Here is a 16,558-nt window from a genome sequence, read left to right as displayed (position 1 = left end):
GGGGAGTCATACCAACGCCTTACTAATGGGTGCATAAATGCTTGGCTAAAATTAGCGACGAAGGAGCGCAAGCCAAGCGTTTTACGACCTTTTAAGTAACTTGTTATGAGCTGGGTGACTACTCAACCAAAGCTGCTTCGATTTTAGCTACAATATCATCTGGACCACTTATATTGAGAGATAAAGCTTCAACATCAGTTCCAATTACATCGATTTTAATTTGTAATGCTTCATCTTTTGAAACAGCAGACTCAACAGTTTCTTTAATTTCTTCAACAACGGTTTCAAACATTGCTTTTTCTAGCTCATTTTTAATATTTGCTTCCGTCATCGGCTTACCATTAATAGTCATTTTAACTTCAAACATTTTTATATCCTTTTAAGTTGAGTAATACTGCTAACAATATTGAGAAGGCTTATAACAATTAAATAACGCGCACGCTCGATTTGTACGATTTAACCACCGCACTCAAAGCACCACATCTAATTTTTTATCTTACAAGGGAGGTCTAACGGAAGGCTTTTATTCGATAGATTATTACTAAACACCTTCCTGGCTAAGCGCACATACGCCTTATCTCAATCCCTGCTTAAACTGTTACAAGACCATGGTTCCTAACTTTATAACTCATTGATTCTATATAACTTTAAACCCGACTCAAAGATAAAGTCTGTTAATTTTTAATAAGCTAATTTTTACCTCGCTCACCCCCAACCCACAATTTCAAACTTTTTTCACCCTAAGCCCTAACACTCCATCGCGTAATAAGGTATAAAGCGTCGCAAAGAAACAGACTATTGGAGGCCGTATGGCTGATTTTCGTATCGATATCATTTGTGACACCGTTTGCCCTTGGGCTTACCTTGGTTATTCACGCTTAAAACAAGCGATGGAGCAGCTAGGTGATGATTATCGATTTGATATTCGCTGGCAGCCCCTTGAGTTACACCCAGAAGTGTCTACTCAAGGACAAGACAGAATCGAATATTTGACCAGCCGTTTTGGCAGTGAAGAAAGACTAAACGAAGCGGATCACGCGCTACAGCAAGTGGGTAAAGAAGAAGGCATAGAGTTTAACTTTAGCGATAAGGCCCTTATCCCTAATACTCACCTAAGCCACCAGCTTATCCATATTGCCAATAAAAAGAAGGTTGGCACTAACCTAGCGTTAGCACTTTTCCACGCTTACTTTACCGATGCCAAAGACATAGGTGATGTGGACGTGTTAGCTGAGATTGGTAAGCAAGCTGGCCTTGATGAAGATGCAATTGAAGATGCCTTCACTGAAGAAACTAAGATCAAGGTTGAAAAGAAGCTAGCGCAATTTAAGAAGCTAGAAATCGATAGCTCGCCTACCTATGTGATTAACGATCAATACGTTATCCAAGGGCCGCACCAAGCGAAAGACTTTTTCAAAGTGATTATGGATATTGCTGAGAAAACACCCGCTTAAGCGCGTCTTGCGACATAAAAAAGGGAAGCCATTGGCTTCCCTTTTTGCTTTCTGCGATCTTCGCTTTTTTCTTACTTTACTCAGGCCAAAGACAAGCGTACTTGGGTTTTGATCTGGGTTTTCACTGAATTAGCAATAAAACAAAGATCGTGAGCTTGGTGATGCATCTTTTCAAGTTGCTCTAGGCTTGGTTGACGCTCGCCCAAGAAAGCCACATAAGGTCGCAGGGTGACTTGGGTCATGGCCATTTTGCCCTCTTCGTCTTCTTCCATCAGGCCTATGGCATCATCTTTATATTCATTAATCAGATAACGTTTTTTAGCTGCAATAGAGAGAAAGAAAAGCATGTGACAGCTCGACAAAGAGGCAACAAAGGCTTCTTCTGGGTCGACATTCGCTTCAACTGAATAAGGCAAAGGCACAATATGGGGAGAAGAGGATGCAGGCACACTCAGACCACCATCAAAATGCCATTGATGTGCTCGGCTATATTGGTTATCGATAAAACTCTCATCTTCACCTTTGTGCCATTGCACGCAAGCATAATACTCAGACATATCCTCTCCCTAAATGCATCTAGTGATAAAACCGATTAGCGCTTATCTTCCCTTGGCCATAAGAACAGAACAAAGCACAAGGTAATAATCGCAAGGACCCAACAATAATAGATACTTGAAACCAAAGCAAAAGGTGAAATAGCAGCGATAGAGCTCGCCAATAGAATTTGCGCGCCATAAGGAATTAACCCTTGTACCACACAAGAGAAGATATCTAACAAGCTAGCACTTCTGGCGGCGCTTACTTGGTATTTCTCTGCAATCTCTTTTGCTACTGCCCCTGAGATGAGAATGGCAATAGTATTGTTCGCGGTCGCAAAGTTCATTAATGCGACAAGTAAGGCTATACAGATCTCACCGGCTTTGGTTTGCATTAAACCCAGATCAGAAAGTTTACTTACCAAGGCCTGTAGTTTGGCTGAGATCCAAGCTAGGCCACCTTCACTTCGCATGAGAGCCGCAAGACCACCTATCAACAAAGATAAGAGCATGGTTTCTTGCATGGCACCAAAGCCTGCATACACATCTTGGCTAATGCTCGCAATGCCATAGGTTTCTTGGTGGAAATAACCAATACCCGAAGCGAGTAGCAAGCCACTAAAAAGCACCACAAAAACATTGATACCCAAAACGGCTAAAGCTAATACCGCTAGGTAAGGCAGAATCAAAATGTATTCATAGTCGCCTACATCGGCTAATTGGCTATCGGCACCGGCGAAATATAAGACAATAAGCGTGATTAGAGCTGCTGGGATGGCAAGCTTCACATTCATACGGAACTTGTCTTTCATCTCACAACCTTGGGTACGGGTTGCCGCAATCGTGGTATCTGAAATGATAGATAGGTTGTCACCAAACATGGCACCACCCACTACACTTGAGATGGCGAGCACTAGTTCGATATCACTGACCTCAGACACGCCTAAGGCAACAGGCGCAATCGCGGCGATGGTGCCCATTGACGTACCCATGGCGGTGGCAATAAAGGCAGAGATAATAAACAAACCCGGCAGAATAAAGCTGCTAGGTACACTTGCTAAGGCAAAGTTAACCGTCGCATCAACCGCACCTATCGACTTCATCACACTGGCAAAAGCCCCCGCCAATAAGAAGATAAGTACCATGGTAATAATGGTGTTATCGCCCACACCTTTAATGAAGGTGTCTAGCGCTTTATTGAAAGACCCTTTTACCATTAAAAAGGCGATCAGAATGGCGGGTAAAATCGCAACTGGGGCTTTGATTTGATAGAAGGCAAAATCAGTACCTAAGCTTTGATAATAAAGCCCGCTACCAATAAAAAGACTTAAAAATACGAGAAATGGCAAAACTGCCAAAGAGGACACTTTGTTCACTGGGTCAAACGCTCCGAAGGATAATAAGAAGTAACACACTGTGAGCCACTTATGGCAGCTCACAGCGGGCGACAAGCTTACGTCACTTCAAAATTATTGCCACGCAAAGTCCCCAAGCCATCATGAAAGGAATTCATTTAAAACCTGATTAATACGGATTTTAGCAAAACTGAGTGTTTTCTATGCTAAAGACCCTGCTTATAACGGGCGACCATGGTCTCTTGGCTTTCTGGCTCTTCATCTATCTTAAGTTGATCGTGCATCATTCTACCCATAGTGGGTAGTTGGGAACGCTCTATTTTCGACTCTTCAGACCAAAGCTCAGATCGCATTAACGCCTTAGCACAATGTAAAAAGACTTCTGTGACTTGGACCTCGATACATGAGATAGGTGTTTTTTGGTGAGAGGCAAAGAGGCTCAAGTAATCTTCTCTTGTCGAAATCCTCGCTGTGCCATTGACTCTTAAAGTTTCATCCACGCCAGGGATCAGAAAGAGACAACCAATATTGCCGGTATCGAGAAGGTTCACTAAGGTATCAAGACGATTATTACCTCGGGCATCTGGGATGATGATGCAGTTGTTATTGATCACCTTGATAAACCCAGGCTCGCCTCCTCTTGGAGATGAATCTAACGCACCCGATTTAGCATAACTGGATAAGGTGACAAAGGGAGAATGCTCGATAAAGTTAATCGAATGCTTTTCTAATGCATCCAGCTGTTTGTCTTTTGCTCTGCCTTTTGCAAAGCCATAAAGCTCTCTAAGTTGTGCTTCTGATTCAATGTACATAATCATCCTTGTTCATTTTATGTGACGAATAATAAGGCTGGTTGCCTGCTGTTTCTTCTCTGAATAAAAGGTAATTAATCAGACATTATTACTATAACTGAACCTACCATCACTCCAGCTAATACTATTAATTAGAATTCTCGATGTTAATAGTGCTTCTTTTTGCAAGAGCGTTCAATGGATTTGCCCGAGACGTATTGCACAACATATGTCTGAGCGGACAACTACAATTAACAATAAAATTTAGAATGAGGTAGTCCCAATGAGCAGCCCAATTAAACAATTTTTTAAACTAGGTATGGTCGCCGTGACAGCAAGTGCTATTTCCCTTGCGGCAAGCACTAGTTACGCAGCCACCAGTTTACGCCTTTCTCACCCTGCTCCTCCGGGATCTGAGCAAGACGATTGGTCTAAGGAATTTGCAAAACGTGTTGAAGCACAAACCCAAGGCCGAGTGAATGTTCGTGTCTACCCTGCCAACCAATTGGGTGACCTTGAAGAAGTATACGAGCTGATACGATACGGTGTTGTCGATGCCGCTGTACAGTCTTTTTCGACCAAGTATGACAAACGTTTGAATATTTCTTGGTTCCCTTACTCGGTTTCAACCTATGAAGAAGCGGAAACCTCATGGAGCGACGGCGGCTTCATTTTTGATGTGGTGAACGATCTGCTTAAACCACAAAACATCACCATGCTAGCGCCTTATGCGGTGGGTATGGGTGGCATGGCAGTCAGCTCTGATGTGACCAACCCTTCTAATCCAGATGCTCTACATAAAGATTTAAAAATCCGTGTTTGGCCATCAGGTGTGGGCACCCAGCGCCCAGTACTTGAGCGTCTTGGCTATAACACTGCCACCATGCCTTGGGCCGAGCTATACACTGGCGTTCAAACAGGAGTGATCGACGGCATGATAGGCGGTACACCAGAAAATGCGGTACGTGACTGGAACGGTATTGTTAAAACTTGGTTGCAGATTAATAACTTTTTCGAAGTTAACTCTCTCATCATTAATAGTAAAAAGTTCCAGAAATTGGATGAAGCAGACCAAACGACCATTCAGAACATTGCTACTAACATGGCCACTGAACGCTTCCAACGAGTTGCCCAAGCCGATGTTGAATATCGCCAGCAATTACGTGATGCAGGTGTGACAGTCGTGACCTTCTCTGACGCTGAAATGAAGACCATTTCTAACGCTATCCGTAATGATGTTTGGCCAAATATCAAAGACGAAATTGGCGACGAGCTCTTCCAGAAGTTAAGCGCTTACTACAGTAAATAACCCTTAACGATAAAACTTACTGATAAAAATAAGTTATTAAGTCGGCCAGAGGTGCATCCCTTTGGCTCCACTTAATCATTTGCTTTACAGAAGTGCCTCTTAGCTAATTCGCTCAGAAGCACTTCTGAAGTACCACCTAATAAAAAGGTTCGCTGCTATGACTGCGACTACAATTAAAACTATGAAAACGGCTAGTCCCCTTAAATTATTGTGGCAATTTAAGCTCCGTCTCCAAAGATGGATACTCTTTGCTGCCAGCATCACTTTTACTTTGCTGGTGTTTGTACAAGTGGTGAGCCGTTATATTTTCAATTATTCCATTTTTGGTATTGAAGAAAGCGCCAGCTACTTAGCTGCTGTGATGTATTTTATTGGGGCGGCGTATGGCACCCATATGAAAGAACATATCTCAGCCAGCATTGTTGATACCGTGTTTAAACCTGGAATATTTGTCGATCTAGCTCACTTTCTAACACGCATCATTTCAACACTACTCTGCGCTTATCTGTGCTGGGAAACCTGGCATTTAGTGCAATTCAACTTAGAGTTTGATACCCGCTCTGTCGAGCTTCGCATCCCTATGGCTTGGGTTTACGGTGGCATGCTAGTTGGTATGGCGTTAATGACGTTTTACTTCTTTATCGAAGTCATTGAAGCCTGCACCGGCTTTTTCAAACACAAGCAATAATCGAGGATACTTACCATGAGTAGCATTATTATCTGGGACGTAGCCCTGCTTATTACCCTGATGGTGATAGGCGTGCCTGTTGCACTGACTTTTGTCGCCGCTGCGTTATTTCTAATTTTTATGGGGGAATACGGCAACACCTCTTTCCTCATCACATCGGGTTTCAGCAAAACATCATCTATGGTGCTGTTAGCAATTCCGCTTTATATTTTAGCAGGCTCTATCATGACCAATGGTGGTATCGCCAAAAGGTTATTGAACTTAGCTGATAGTATTTTTGGCCACTATCGTGGTGGTCTTGGCATAGTGACAGTCGTAACAACCGCCGTGTTTGGTGCCATATCTGGTATGGCGTCCTCAGCGGTTGCGGCGATCGGCTCTATCATGATTCCGCGTATGGTCGAGAAAGGCTATGACAGGGGCTATGCCACCTCATTAGTGTCTTGTTCGGCGGTATTGGCTCTGCTTATTCCACCTAGTGCCACCATGATCTTGTACGGTTGGGTAACGGGCACTTCCATCACAGCAGCTTTCTTAGCCCCTGTCATTCCCGCACTTTTGTTGATCTGCCTCTTCTGTTTCTGGAACTTTATTCTGACTCGCAAGATGCCGTTAGTTATTGAAGAGAAGCCTGACTTTAAAACGGCGAGACAAAACATTTTTTTGAATACACGTCGTGCAGGTTTTGGTTTGGCCATGCCGCTTATCATCTTGGGCTTCATTTATGGGGGCGTTACAACGCCAACAGAAGCGGCTGCGGTTGCCGTTATGTACGCGCTGCCTGTGGCATTTTGGATCTACAAAGAGATGACTTGGAACTCTTTTTACGAGGCTGTTTGGAAAGCCGCTCAGGTGACAGCCGTACTTATGCTAGTGATATTTTGTGCCAGCATGTTGGCGCGTGTTCTCACATTTGAAGATGTACCGCAACAAATTTTAGAAAGTTTACTTGCCATCACAGATAACAAGATTCTATTGCTCTTGTTGGTGAACCTCTTCCTATTGCTTATCGGCATGTTTATGGAGGATGTCTCTGGCATCTTACTCGCAGCACCTTTGTTATTGCCTGTGATGAATGAGATTGGCGTACATCCAGTGCATTTTGCCGCCATCATAGGGACAAACTTGGGCATGGGTCTTATCACCCCACCCACTGCGCCTATCCTCTATTTCGGCACCTTAATTGGCGGCGTTAAGCTACCGCAAATTATTAAGCCGACCTTGGTATTCGTTTTTCTAACTTACTTACCTGTGGTGCTGTTAACCACCTTTATCCCTGAATTGGCACTTTGGTTGCCTCGCCTAGTTACCGGTCTATAACGGAGTACTTATGACAAACCCTATTAACTTTCACCTGATTACAACAGGCGGAACCATCGACTCTTATTACGACCCTGACCAATGTGGGCCAATCTGTTTTAACGAGAGCATTCTGCCGAAATACCTGGAGCAGCATTGTGGTGTTGCTAAAGATGAATACCTGTTTAGCCAAGTCTGTATGAAAGACAGCCGAGAGATGACTGATGCAGACAGAGAAGACATGTTGACGGCCATAGTGAACAGCCCAGTCTCTGCCATAGTACTAACGCATGGGTCTTTTACCTTGTTTGACCTTGCCAGATATTTAAATAAAAGCCGTGCCTTATTTATGGATAAAACCGTCATTCTGACAGGCTCTTTGCGCCCAATAGACGGCTTTACCTACAGTGACGGTTTATTCAATTTAGGGGCTGCGTCTTTAGCGGCGCAATATGCATCGGCAGGAGTACACGTCTGTATTGATGGAAAACTGTTTCGCCCTGAAGACCGTGAACTTTGGCACTAAGCTAGGAGAAAAATGATGCGAATTGAACATGATGCTCTTGGCGAACGCCAACTAAACGAAAGCCTTTATTACGGAATTCAGACTCAAAGAGCGAAAGAGAATTTTGCGATTTCGGGTAAGACTATCTCTCATATTCCGGGTTTTGTAGAAAGTATTATTCAGATTAAAAAAGCGGCGGCTATGGCTAACTATAAAGCCAATGTTTTAAATAAAGACATCTGCCAAGCCATTTGTCAGGCGGCAGATGACATGCTGACCAATCTTGACCCTACTAACTTTGCCATCGATATTTACCAAGGTGGCGGTGGTACATCGGCCAATATGAATGTGAATGAGGTATTGGCAAACAGAGCTAACGAAATCATCACAGGCCACAAGGGTTATGACAGAGTACATCCAAATACTCATGTAAACATGGGGCAATCCACTAATGATGTAATTCCTGCGGCCATGAAGATGGCTGTTTTCAGCGCTTTAAATACTTTAGAGGCCGTCTTGTCTGAGTTTGTGGGCTCATTAAAGCGAAAAGAAGCTGAGTTCGAACTAGTCGTAAAGCTTGGCCGAACCTGTTTTCAAGATGCACTCCCTATTACCTTAGGTCAGCAATTCAGCGGTTATCGTAATGCCTTTGAGAGGATGATTGCTGAGATAAAAGAAGTGAGATATTGCTGTCTTGAATTGCCTTTATCAGCAACGGCCATTGGTACCGAGTTTGGCACCTTCCCGGGTTATAAAACCTACCTTTTTGAAGCACTGAATGAAGTCACTGGCAGTGATTGGGAAGTCGAAGAAAACCTGTTTGATGGTCTGCAAAATGCTGATCTTTGGGTCAAGGTCTCTGCCTTAACCAAAGCCATTGCCCTTAATTTGAATAAGCTTGCGGGGGACTTGCGCCTTATGTCATCTGGCCCAAGAGCAGGCTTAGGGGAAATAACACTGCCTGCGGTGCAGCCTGGTTCATCCATCATGCCGGGCAAAATTAACCCTGTTATGCCAGAAATGGCGATGCAGGTGTATTTTAGAGTGTTTGGTAATGATGTGGCTGTCACTCGCGCTTGTGAAGGCGAGCTGGACCTGAATGTGTGGGAATCTTTGATTCTTAACTGTGTGACTGAATCCTGTGATTTATTGTCTAGCTGTATGCCATTACTGGCCAGTAAATGCATAGACGGTATTCAAGCCAACCAAGAAAAATGCCACCAAGATGCAGAAAACTCCTTAGCTCTTTCGACTGTGATTGCGACCTTATTTGATTATCAAACCGCTTCTCGCCTTGCTAAGCAAGCGGATAAAGAAAATAAGACAATCAAGCAAGTGGTTATTGAGTCAGGCATCATGAATGAGCTTGAAGCAAACCGCTACCTAGACCCATTAATGATGACATCTCCCGATAAGTTTAATGACTTATTTAAGACAAAACGTGGGGATTCAGCATGAACAAGCAAGCCCCTATCCTGACGCAGGCGGCGCGCTTTCTGGTCTCTTTAGAGTATTCGGATTTGCCTTCAGATGTGACCAATACAGCGAAACGCGCTGTGTTGGATTATATCGGTGTCGCGATTGCGGGTTGCGATCAACCTGTAGCCGAAAACTTAAGACACTGGGCGAGCCAAAGGAGCCAAGGCGGTAACGCCTCAATCATAGGTCATGACCTTAATCTCGACGTTGAAAACGCAGCCTTGGTGAATGCCGCCTCTGGCCATGCTTTAGACTTTGATGACACCAGTTGGGCGACAATAGGCCACCCTTCTACTGTCATTATTCCCGCACTCTTAGCCTTATCGGAAGAGCTGGATTTATCTGGTAAAGCACTGCTGACGGCTTATATTGCTGGTGTCGAAGTGGCCCATAAAGTCGCTGATTTAATGATGCCAGAAACCTCTGAAAATGGCTGGCATACAACGGGGGTTTTCTACGCATTAGGCACTGCTGCGGCGGTTTGTCAGCTATTAGCGCTAGATGAAACCATGACCACTCGTGCTCTGGCTTTATCCTTATCAAGGTCTAGTGGTATTCGCAGTAACTTTGGTACCCAAGCCAAACCTTATCATGCGGGTATGGCGGCGAAATCTGGCTTAGAAGCGGTGAGCTTGGCACAACATGGGATTACCTCAGCACCGACGGCATTAGAAGGGGTTGACGGCTTTATTCAGTGTTATGCCAGTGATGCGCTAGCGAAAAAAGTCAGATCCATGGTGAAGCCAATTTTGTTTGGCACGGGATGGGATATCAGTACAAAAGGCTATGCCTTTAAGAAGTATCCTAATTGCAGTGGCAACCACCCAGCCTGCGACCTGATGGAAGCCTTAGTACAAGAAAATAAGGTGTCTTGGCAAGAGATTGAAAGTATCCATTGTGGTGTGAGTTTATTAGGGCCAAAGGAGCTGGTGTGCCACCAGCCACAAACACCGGTAGAAGCACGCTTCTCTCTAGAGTATTCCATTGCTGCTAGCCTGATTTATGGCCAGCTAACCTTAGAGGAATTTACTCAAGAGAAGATTATGGACCCTAGGGTACAAAGCTTGATGCAGAGTATCACAATGGAAATTGATGATGACCTCGCTAAGTTAGGCTTTATCGGCACCGCCCCTGTCAAAATTTGGATTAAGACGAAAACAGGCGACAGTCTTTTCTTAGAGAATGACCTAGCAATTGGTAACCCAGAAAAGCCATTTAGTGATGAGGACTTTAGTACGAAATTTGCTAAATGTGTGGCAGGTAAACTAAGCCCAGAAAACGATAAAAATCTGTTGAATCAGCTGTTTCAGTTAGAGCAAGTTGAGCATATTAAAAGTGTTACGCAATTAATAAAGCGAGAGAGGTAAAAAGATAAAGCGTTAAAGACATAAAACCTAGCGTTTAAGAAATCATCCTTTTTGGGGGGAGGAAGCTATTTTTCCTGCCCTCTTTTTTTATAACTTACAGGCTAAGTCTACTGCTCTCTCATCTATCACTATCTCATCAACCACCCACGGAAAGTTCTTCTTAATATCAGGCAGCAAGGCCAAACTTAACTGCTTGGCACATTCCGCTAAAATGTTATCAACCAAACCTAAATACTCTTGATGTCGAGTAACTATGTAAATTTCACGACTAAAAAGAGGCTGAGGTGCCGGCTGCATATGGACTTGATCGAGTATGTCTTTACATTGCATCAAACAAAGGGGTGTTGATAGGGCCCAGCCAAGTCCATCAGCGACCATAGAAAGCACAACTCGGGTTGTATCAGCTTCGATTTTAAAAGGCACATTCATACGCATTCTAGAAAAGTGAGTATCAACCACTCGTCCAGAGGCAGAGCGACGAGAGTAACGAACAATAGGCAGTTCGTAAGAGATAAGCTGCTGCCAAGTGACTGGTGTATCGCGCAATTCGGAGTTTTTTGGCAAAACTAATAAGTGTGGCTCTTGGCATAAAAAGTAGCGACTCAGCCCTTCGATGCCATCAAGTGGATCGCTGGTGATAATGATGTCCACTTCTCGATTCAATAAGTCTTTCGCGATATTCGGCGAAATACCACTTAGTACAGAAACCTGACGTGTTTGCTCTGTGAGCTTACGAATTAACGCGGGTGCAACATTGGTAGAAAGTGAGTCGATAACACCTATTTTCACAATAGGCTTTAGCTCATTTTGCTCACGAATAAGGGAGACCACATTTTCAATTTCTGAAAACTGACCTTCCAGTACTTCTCGTAACATAACCGCTTCTGGCTTTAGCATTATGGGTCGCACTTCACGATCAAATAAGGCAACACCAAGCGACTCTTCTAGCTTTTGAATATTCTGAGAAACAGAAGATTGACCTAGACCAAGCGCCTTCGCCGCTTTCGTAAAACTCTGGTGTTGGCACACCGCAAGGAAGGTATCTAAGGTAGTGCTATAAAGCAGAGAATGTACGTTATTTTTTGCTGTCGCAGCCATGGGAACTTCTTAAAGACAAATAACAAGATTAGCATACGAGCGCCTGCTTTCTAAGCAAGTTTTATGATTAAAACCCGCTTTAGGCGCTCATTTTAGTCATCTTTAAAAAGCAAAAAATTCGCTAAAAATTAAGGGGCTATTTCAAACCCTTGTTTTATGAAATTAGCAAGAGAAGGAAACAAAGGCTTAGGTAAATCCTGCCAATCAAACCACTGCCAAGTTAAGCACTTTTCCGGCTCAGCAAGCTTTAACTCGCCAGAAATTTGCTCAGCTTGTAGAAATAGCGTGACATAGTGTTTGCCCACATCGGCAAATAAATCATTTGTTACGCCAACATTGGTTAAGCCTGAGATAGTGAGGTTGGTCTCTTCGAAAGTTTCTCTGATGGCACAGTCTTCAAAGGTTTCCCCATATTCTAAATGACCGCCAGGTAGCCCCCAAGTATTGGCACCATAAGCGCCAATACGCTGGCCTAAAAGAACCTTACCCTCCTTAACTAGGATGACACCGATTCCTACTTGTATCTGTTTATTGTCTTCCACCTTTATTCCTCTTCGAATTAGTTAGCCGGATCTAATTTAAACAGGTCTTGTTTATTAAAACTATGCAGACCTAGCCAAATCATTGGCAAGAACATGACAATGGCAAAATTGGCCATAGCACCAAAAGGCAAGGTGTTAATCATGGCAACCATTAAAGAAGCCCCTGTCATTTGGAAAAAGCCTAATAAGGCTGACGCTGTTCCTGCTCTTTCACCAAATGGCGCTAAAGCTCCTGCATTAGATACAGCAAAGACAAAACTCACACCTGTGCTCGAAATAAAGACAGGTATCATCAAGGCAAGTGGATCAAGGCTATCAAGGACTAACAATAACCAAACACCTGCAAATAAGGCTAACGACGAAGCAAACTGTATCGCAAATTTACGCCCTACTTTGTCGATGATTTTAGGTGCTGTGAAAGAAGCAATAATATTAATAAAGGCATTGAAACCGAACCAAAGGGAGAAGGCGAAAGTAGACTGTTTCATCACCACCATTAACTGGACTGAAACCATGCTGATGTAAGCGATAATGATGCCCATAAACAGCATAACCATACCCGCGTGAAAGCGAAATTTAGGGTTAATTAAGATAGGTTTATAACGCTCTAAACTGATCAGTTTCTTTTGTTTTACCGTGTCAGAAGGCAAGGTTTCTGGCAGCTTTAGTATGATGACAAATGCCATCAGAATCGCATAGGCATACATAAGAATAAAGCCAGACTCCCAACCCCACCAATTTAAAAGTATACCGCCTAACATTGGAGCTAAAGCAGGGATCACACAGATAACGCCGTTCAAGTAACTGTATATACGGCTGGCTTTTTCAAGGCTGTAACTGTCTCTCACACCTGAAATAACACAAACAGAAATGGCACAAGCCCCTAAACCTTGTAACACACGAGAGAACCACAAGACTTCAACCACTGTGGCTAATGAGGCAATTAATGCACCACTAAAATACAAGGCAATACCGGTCAAACCTAAAGGCTTACGACCATGCCTATCAGCTAAAGGCCCAGCAATTAATTGCCCTAGCCCCATGGCAGACAAATACATGGCAACCGAGGCTTGAACCCCATCAACATGGGTATTCATGGATTCAGCAATGGCGGGAATCGCAGGCAAATAGACGTCTATTCCGAGAGGACCTAATAAGATAATGAGCAAAAACAGATAGAGAGAAGGTGGTTGAGCCATAAAACAAGTATTCCAAAAAGCAGGTAGGACAAACATGATTTAATGTTTAATTAATACTTAGTTTAGTTTGATTTGAAGATGAAATATAATGACTTATTGGCTTCATCTTGTTTCCATTTTGGAATAATCCATGCAACTTGCTCAAATCGATCTAAACCTACTCAAACTCATGCTGATTCTTTTAGAAGAAGGCAGCGTTAGCCGCGCAGCTTATCAACTTAACCTGACTCAATCTGCTGTCAGTAAACAGCTTACGAAATTAAGGGAACAAGTTGGTGGCGAACTCAAAGACCCTCTTTTTATTAAGGCGGGTACTGGCCTTAAAGCAACGGCGAAAGCCCAAGCGATGGAGCAACCATTAAGAGAATGGATAAGGCTTTATTGCCAGATGATGGTGCCAAGTCAGTTCGATCCTAAAGAGGATGAAAGAGAGTTTAAAATCTCCATTGCTGAAAATGCTTTCCCTGTTGTGGTTCCCAGTTTTATGCAATCTCTGACACAGGCAGCACCCAAAGTAAAACTCAACATAGCTAAGACACATTCCAAAAGTATCCAGCTCGTTGAGCAAAGCCAGCTTGACCTTCTTATTATTGCCCGTGATACGGATTCACGAGCAGGCTTTCCTTGGAACATCAACCATTTACCAGATCTTCCAAAGGTGGCTTTATTTGAAGATGAGAATGTTTGCTTAGTCCGAAATAACCACCCTATTTTAGAGAGTACGTGGAATTTAGAAAACTTTTTAACCTTATCTCGTATTAAGATCAGTGTGGAAGAGCAAACCCGCTGGCTGCTAGACGAAGTGCTTTTAGCACAAGGTAATGAAAGTACGGATTTAGCCGTAGTGGCTGATTTTCACAGTGCCGCCCTACTCACCCAACATTCGGATATGAGCATGATTTGCACCTCAGCTTTTGCCAATCAGTTATGCGAACGATATCAGTTAAAGATGTTGCCTATGCCTTTTCATCTCGCGCCTGCAAGGTACTTTATGCTTTGGCCTGAAACCCAACAAACCAACCCTGCCCATATTTGGTTAAGAGAATTTATTCAGCAAAAATGCCTTGAACATGTGACGATAAACCCACCTGAGTCACTCAATTAACGCTGTACATTTAAGTTTACTTAAACAAGTTCCAAATACAAAAAAGCCATCAAACAGAGATATTTGATGGCTTTTAACAGAAGATCTAAGCTTTTAACTCTCGCTATAGCTAGACTTTTTCAAGCTAGTTTCTTCTCATAAAGTTAAACAAGCTGAGCTAATGCAGACTCTAGTTTGTCTTTAAGCTCTGGGTTAGTTAACTCGCCTTTTTCTAAATCAAAGTTGTCATAAAAGCTTGGAATAGAAAGATCCGCTTTAACATTACCGGCAAAATAAGGAGCCGATGTTTTTGCTTGAGCAAGCACAGTTGCTGCGCCACCAGGACCTGGTGATGTTGCTAATAAAACCGTTGGTGTTTCTTGATAAAGCTTCATATCAACACGTGATGTCCAGTCAAAGATGTTTTTATAAGCTGCCGTGTAAGTACCATTGTGCTCAGCAAAAGAAATAATAAGGGCATCTGCTTCACCAATTTTTGCATAAAAGTCTTTTGCTAATTGTGGCAAGCCTGACGCGTTTTCTATATCGCTACTGTAGATAGGCATTTCAAAATCGTTTAGATCTAGGATCTCAACTTCTACATTGTCTTTTTGGCCAAGAAGACCTGCAGCATAAGTTGCTAATTGCTTGTTTAGTGATTGAGTGCTGTTACTTGCGCCAAAAGCTAATACTTTCATAATATTTCTCTCATCTAATTCAGTGTGGAGCTGCCTTTTAATCTGGTGCAGCTGATCGATGAAGTTATATTAGACTATCAACACATAATGATTAATCCACATTTTGTAGAATAATAATTTCCATTTGGCTCTTAATCAGAAACAAGGCACACTAGAGTGAATTATCTAAATTAGAACTCGAACGTATGACCTATAACGCACAACTTTTAGACGGCATGGTAATTTTTGTCGAAGTCGTCAATAGCGGCAGCTTTACTCAAGCAGCGCAAAACAGTGGCCACTCGACCTCTTATATCAGTAAAGAAATCCACAAGTTAGAGTCACGCTTGGGCTTACGCCTGATGCACAGAACAACACGATCACTAAGCTTAACGCCAGAAGGTGAAGCTTATTATAGACAGTGCTCCTTGATTATTAACCAAGCAGAAGAAGCTGAATCAGCATTAAGTGGCCAGCAACTTGAACCTAAAGGCGATTTACGCATTAGCTGCCCTACCAGCTTTGGTTTATCTCAAATGCCTTGTATTATTGCAAAATTTTTAGATCGCTACCCTCTCGTTAATCTTGATGTTGACTTAAATAATCGCAAAGTCGATATGATCACAGAAGGTTATGATATTTTGGTTCGTGGCGCTCATCAGCTTGATGACTCTAGCTTGATTAGCCGTAAAGTATATTCATCCCATGCTGTAACAGTTGCATCACCAGCATACCTAGAAAAATATGGAACACCTGTTCATCCAAACGAATTAATTAACCATCAAACGATTTCCTATTCTTATGTCAAACAACCTAATATTTGGCAATTTGTTGATGAAGAACAAAAACCTTTCCAAGTACCTGTCGAAAGCCGGTTACTTACAAATAACTCAGAGCTAGAATTAATCTTATGTGCCGCAGGAAATGGCATTACTCGCATGCCTAAGTTCAATCTTGGCGATGAGATAGAAAGCGGCAAGTTAGTCCAACTTTTTGAAGAGTATGATCGGCACAAAATCGATATCTATCTAATTTATCCTAGTCGTAAACATTTATCCTCTAAGGTTCGCTGTTTTATCGACTTTGTGAGTGAGGCACTAAATAAAGACGGTTAAAAAGCTAAACACAAGAAACAAAAAAGGGCCATACGGCCCTTTTTTGTTTCTCTCTGCTTT

Annotated in this window: 17 protein-coding genes; 9 read left to right on the top strand and 8 right to left on the bottom strand. The window is 42.8% G+C overall.

What is annotated here, in order from left to right:
* Positions 1 to 118: 118 nt before the first annotated feature.
* On the bottom strand, positions 119 to 367 hold the full coding sequence (locus tag TW85_RS07170; RefSeq protein ID WP_046016424.1) for a hypothetical protein: 249 nt from the start codon (positions 365 to 367) through the stop codon (positions 119 to 121).
* 442 nt (positions 368 to 809) lie between these two features.
* Here TW85_RS07170 and TW85_RS07165 point away from each other — a divergent pair, with 442 nt between their 5' ends.
* Entirely contained in the window at positions 810 to 1,454 is a 645-nt protein-coding gene (locus TW85_RS07165) for a DsbA family oxidoreductase (protein ID WP_046016423.1), read from the top strand.
* 80 nt (positions 1,455 to 1,534) lie between these two features.
* Here TW85_RS07165 and TW85_RS07160 read toward each other — a convergent pair whose 3' ends face one another.
* The 3 genes from TW85_RS07160 to TW85_RS07150 all read right to left on the bottom strand — a co-directional run bounded on the left by TW85_RS07160 (position 1,535) and on the right by TW85_RS07150 (position 4,157).
* A complete protein-coding gene (locus TW85_RS07160; RefSeq protein WP_046016422.1) occupies positions 1,535 to 2,011 on the bottom strand; it encodes an OsmC family protein in 477 nt (158 codons plus the stop codon).
* Positions 2,012 to 2,046: 35 nt separating this feature from the next.
* Complete coding sequence (locus TW85_RS07155) at positions 2,047 to 3,366, bottom strand: Na+/H+ antiporter NhaC family protein (protein WP_046016437.1); 1,320 nt, start codon at positions 3,364 to 3,366, stop codon at positions 2,047 to 2,049.
* A gap of 185 nt (positions 3,367 to 3,551) precedes the next feature.
* Positions 3,552 to 4,157: a pyridoxamine 5'-phosphate oxidase family protein gene (locus tag TW85_RS07150; RefSeq protein ID WP_046016421.1), complete on the bottom strand. Its 606-nt coding sequence runs from the start codon at positions 4,155 to 4,157 to the stop codon at positions 3,552 to 3,554.
* A gap of 262 nt (positions 4,158 to 4,419) precedes the next feature.
* On the opposite strand from TW85_RS07150, the gene dctP reads away from it, so the two are divergent.
* The 6 genes from dctP (at position 4,420) to TW85_RS07120 (ending at position 10,783) form a co-directional block, all read left to right on the top strand.
* Complete coding sequence (dctP, locus tag TW85_RS07145; protein ID WP_046016420.1) at positions 4,420 to 5,445, top strand: TRAP transporter substrate-binding protein DctP; 1,026 nt, start codon at positions 4,420 to 4,422, stop codon at positions 5,443 to 5,445.
* 157 nt (positions 5,446 to 5,602) lie between these two features.
* Positions 5,603 to 6,133 (top strand): TRAP transporter small permease, encoded by a 531-nt coding sequence (locus TW85_RS25380; protein WP_052701979.1) that lies wholly within the window; start codon positions 5,603 to 5,605, stop codon positions 6,131 to 6,133.
* 15 nt (positions 6,134 to 6,148) lie between these two features.
* Positions 6,149 to 7,453: a TRAP transporter large permease gene (locus TW85_RS07135; protein ID WP_046016419.1), complete on the top strand. Its 1,305-nt coding sequence runs from the start codon at positions 6,149 to 6,151 to the stop codon at positions 7,451 to 7,453.
* 10 nt (positions 7,454 to 7,463) lie between these two features.
* Positions 7,464 to 7,958 (top strand): asparaginase domain-containing protein, encoded by a 495-nt coding sequence (locus TW85_RS07130; protein WP_046016418.1) that lies wholly within the window; start codon positions 7,464 to 7,466, stop codon positions 7,956 to 7,958.
* A gap of 15 nt (positions 7,959 to 7,973) precedes the next feature.
* Positions 7,974 to 9,395 (top strand): aspartate ammonia-lyase, encoded by a 1,422-nt coding sequence (locus TW85_RS07125; RefSeq protein WP_046016417.1) that lies wholly within the window; start codon positions 7,974 to 7,976, stop codon positions 9,393 to 9,395.
* Entirely contained in the window at positions 9,392 to 10,783 is a 1,392-nt protein-coding gene (locus tag TW85_RS07120) for an MmgE/PrpD family protein (protein WP_046016416.1), read from the top strand. The genes TW85_RS07125 and TW85_RS07120 overlap by 4 nt, the downstream gene beginning before the upstream one ends.
* 87 nt (positions 10,784 to 10,870) lie before the next feature.
* Here the strand turns inward: TW85_RS07120 and TW85_RS07115 are convergent, their stop codons facing one another.
* The 3 genes from TW85_RS07115 to TW85_RS07105 form a co-directional block, all read right to left on the bottom strand.
* Positions 10,871 to 11,881, bottom strand: coding sequence for a LysR family transcriptional regulator (locus tag TW85_RS07115; protein ID WP_046016415.1), 1,011 nt, complete (start codon positions 11,879 to 11,881; stop codon positions 10,871 to 10,873).
* A 128-nt stretch (positions 11,882 to 12,009) separates the two neighbouring features.
* The gene (locus TW85_RS07110) at positions 12,010 to 12,423 is read right to left on the bottom strand and encodes an NUDIX hydrolase (protein ID WP_046016414.1); all 414 of its coding nucleotides are present in this window, start codon (positions 12,421 to 12,423) and stop codon (positions 12,010 to 12,012) included.
* A 17-nt stretch (positions 12,424 to 12,440) separates the two neighbouring features.
* Positions 12,441 to 13,622: a multidrug effflux MFS transporter gene (locus TW85_RS07105; protein WP_046016413.1), complete on the bottom strand. Its 1,182-nt coding sequence runs from the start codon at positions 13,620 to 13,622 to the stop codon at positions 12,441 to 12,443.
* A 130-nt stretch (positions 13,623 to 13,752) separates the two neighbouring features.
* Between TW85_RS07105 and TW85_RS07100 the strand changes: the two genes are divergently transcribed.
* A complete protein-coding gene (locus TW85_RS07100; RefSeq protein WP_046016412.1) occupies positions 13,753 to 14,727 on the top strand; it encodes a LysR family transcriptional regulator in 975 nt (324 codons plus the stop codon).
* A 143-nt stretch (positions 14,728 to 14,870) separates the two neighbouring features.
* Here the strand turns inward: TW85_RS07100 and TW85_RS07095 are convergent, their stop codons facing one another.
* On the bottom strand, positions 14,871 to 15,404 hold the full coding sequence (locus TW85_RS07095) for an NAD(P)H-dependent oxidoreductase (RefSeq protein WP_046016411.1): 534 nt from the start codon (positions 15,402 to 15,404) through the stop codon (positions 14,871 to 14,873).
* A 185-nt stretch (positions 15,405 to 15,589) separates the two neighbouring features.
* On the opposite strand from TW85_RS07095, the gene TW85_RS07090 reads away from it, so the two are divergent.
* Positions 15,590 to 16,498 carry a LysR family transcriptional regulator gene (locus TW85_RS07090; protein WP_046016410.1) on the top strand — a complete coding sequence of 303 codons (909 nt, stop codon included), beginning with the start codon at positions 15,590 to 15,592 and terminating at the stop codon, positions 16,496 to 16,498.
* Positions 16,499 to 16,558 lie beyond the last annotated feature (60 nt).

It is taken from the genome of Marinomonas sp. S3726 (genome assembly GCF_000967665.1).
Taxonomy (GTDB): Bacteria; Pseudomonadota; Gammaproteobacteria; order Pseudomonadales; family Marinomonadaceae; genus Marinomonas.
The sequence above is the reverse complement of the archived record's forward strand: the minus strand, read 5'-3'. Positions and strand labels throughout refer to the sequence as shown.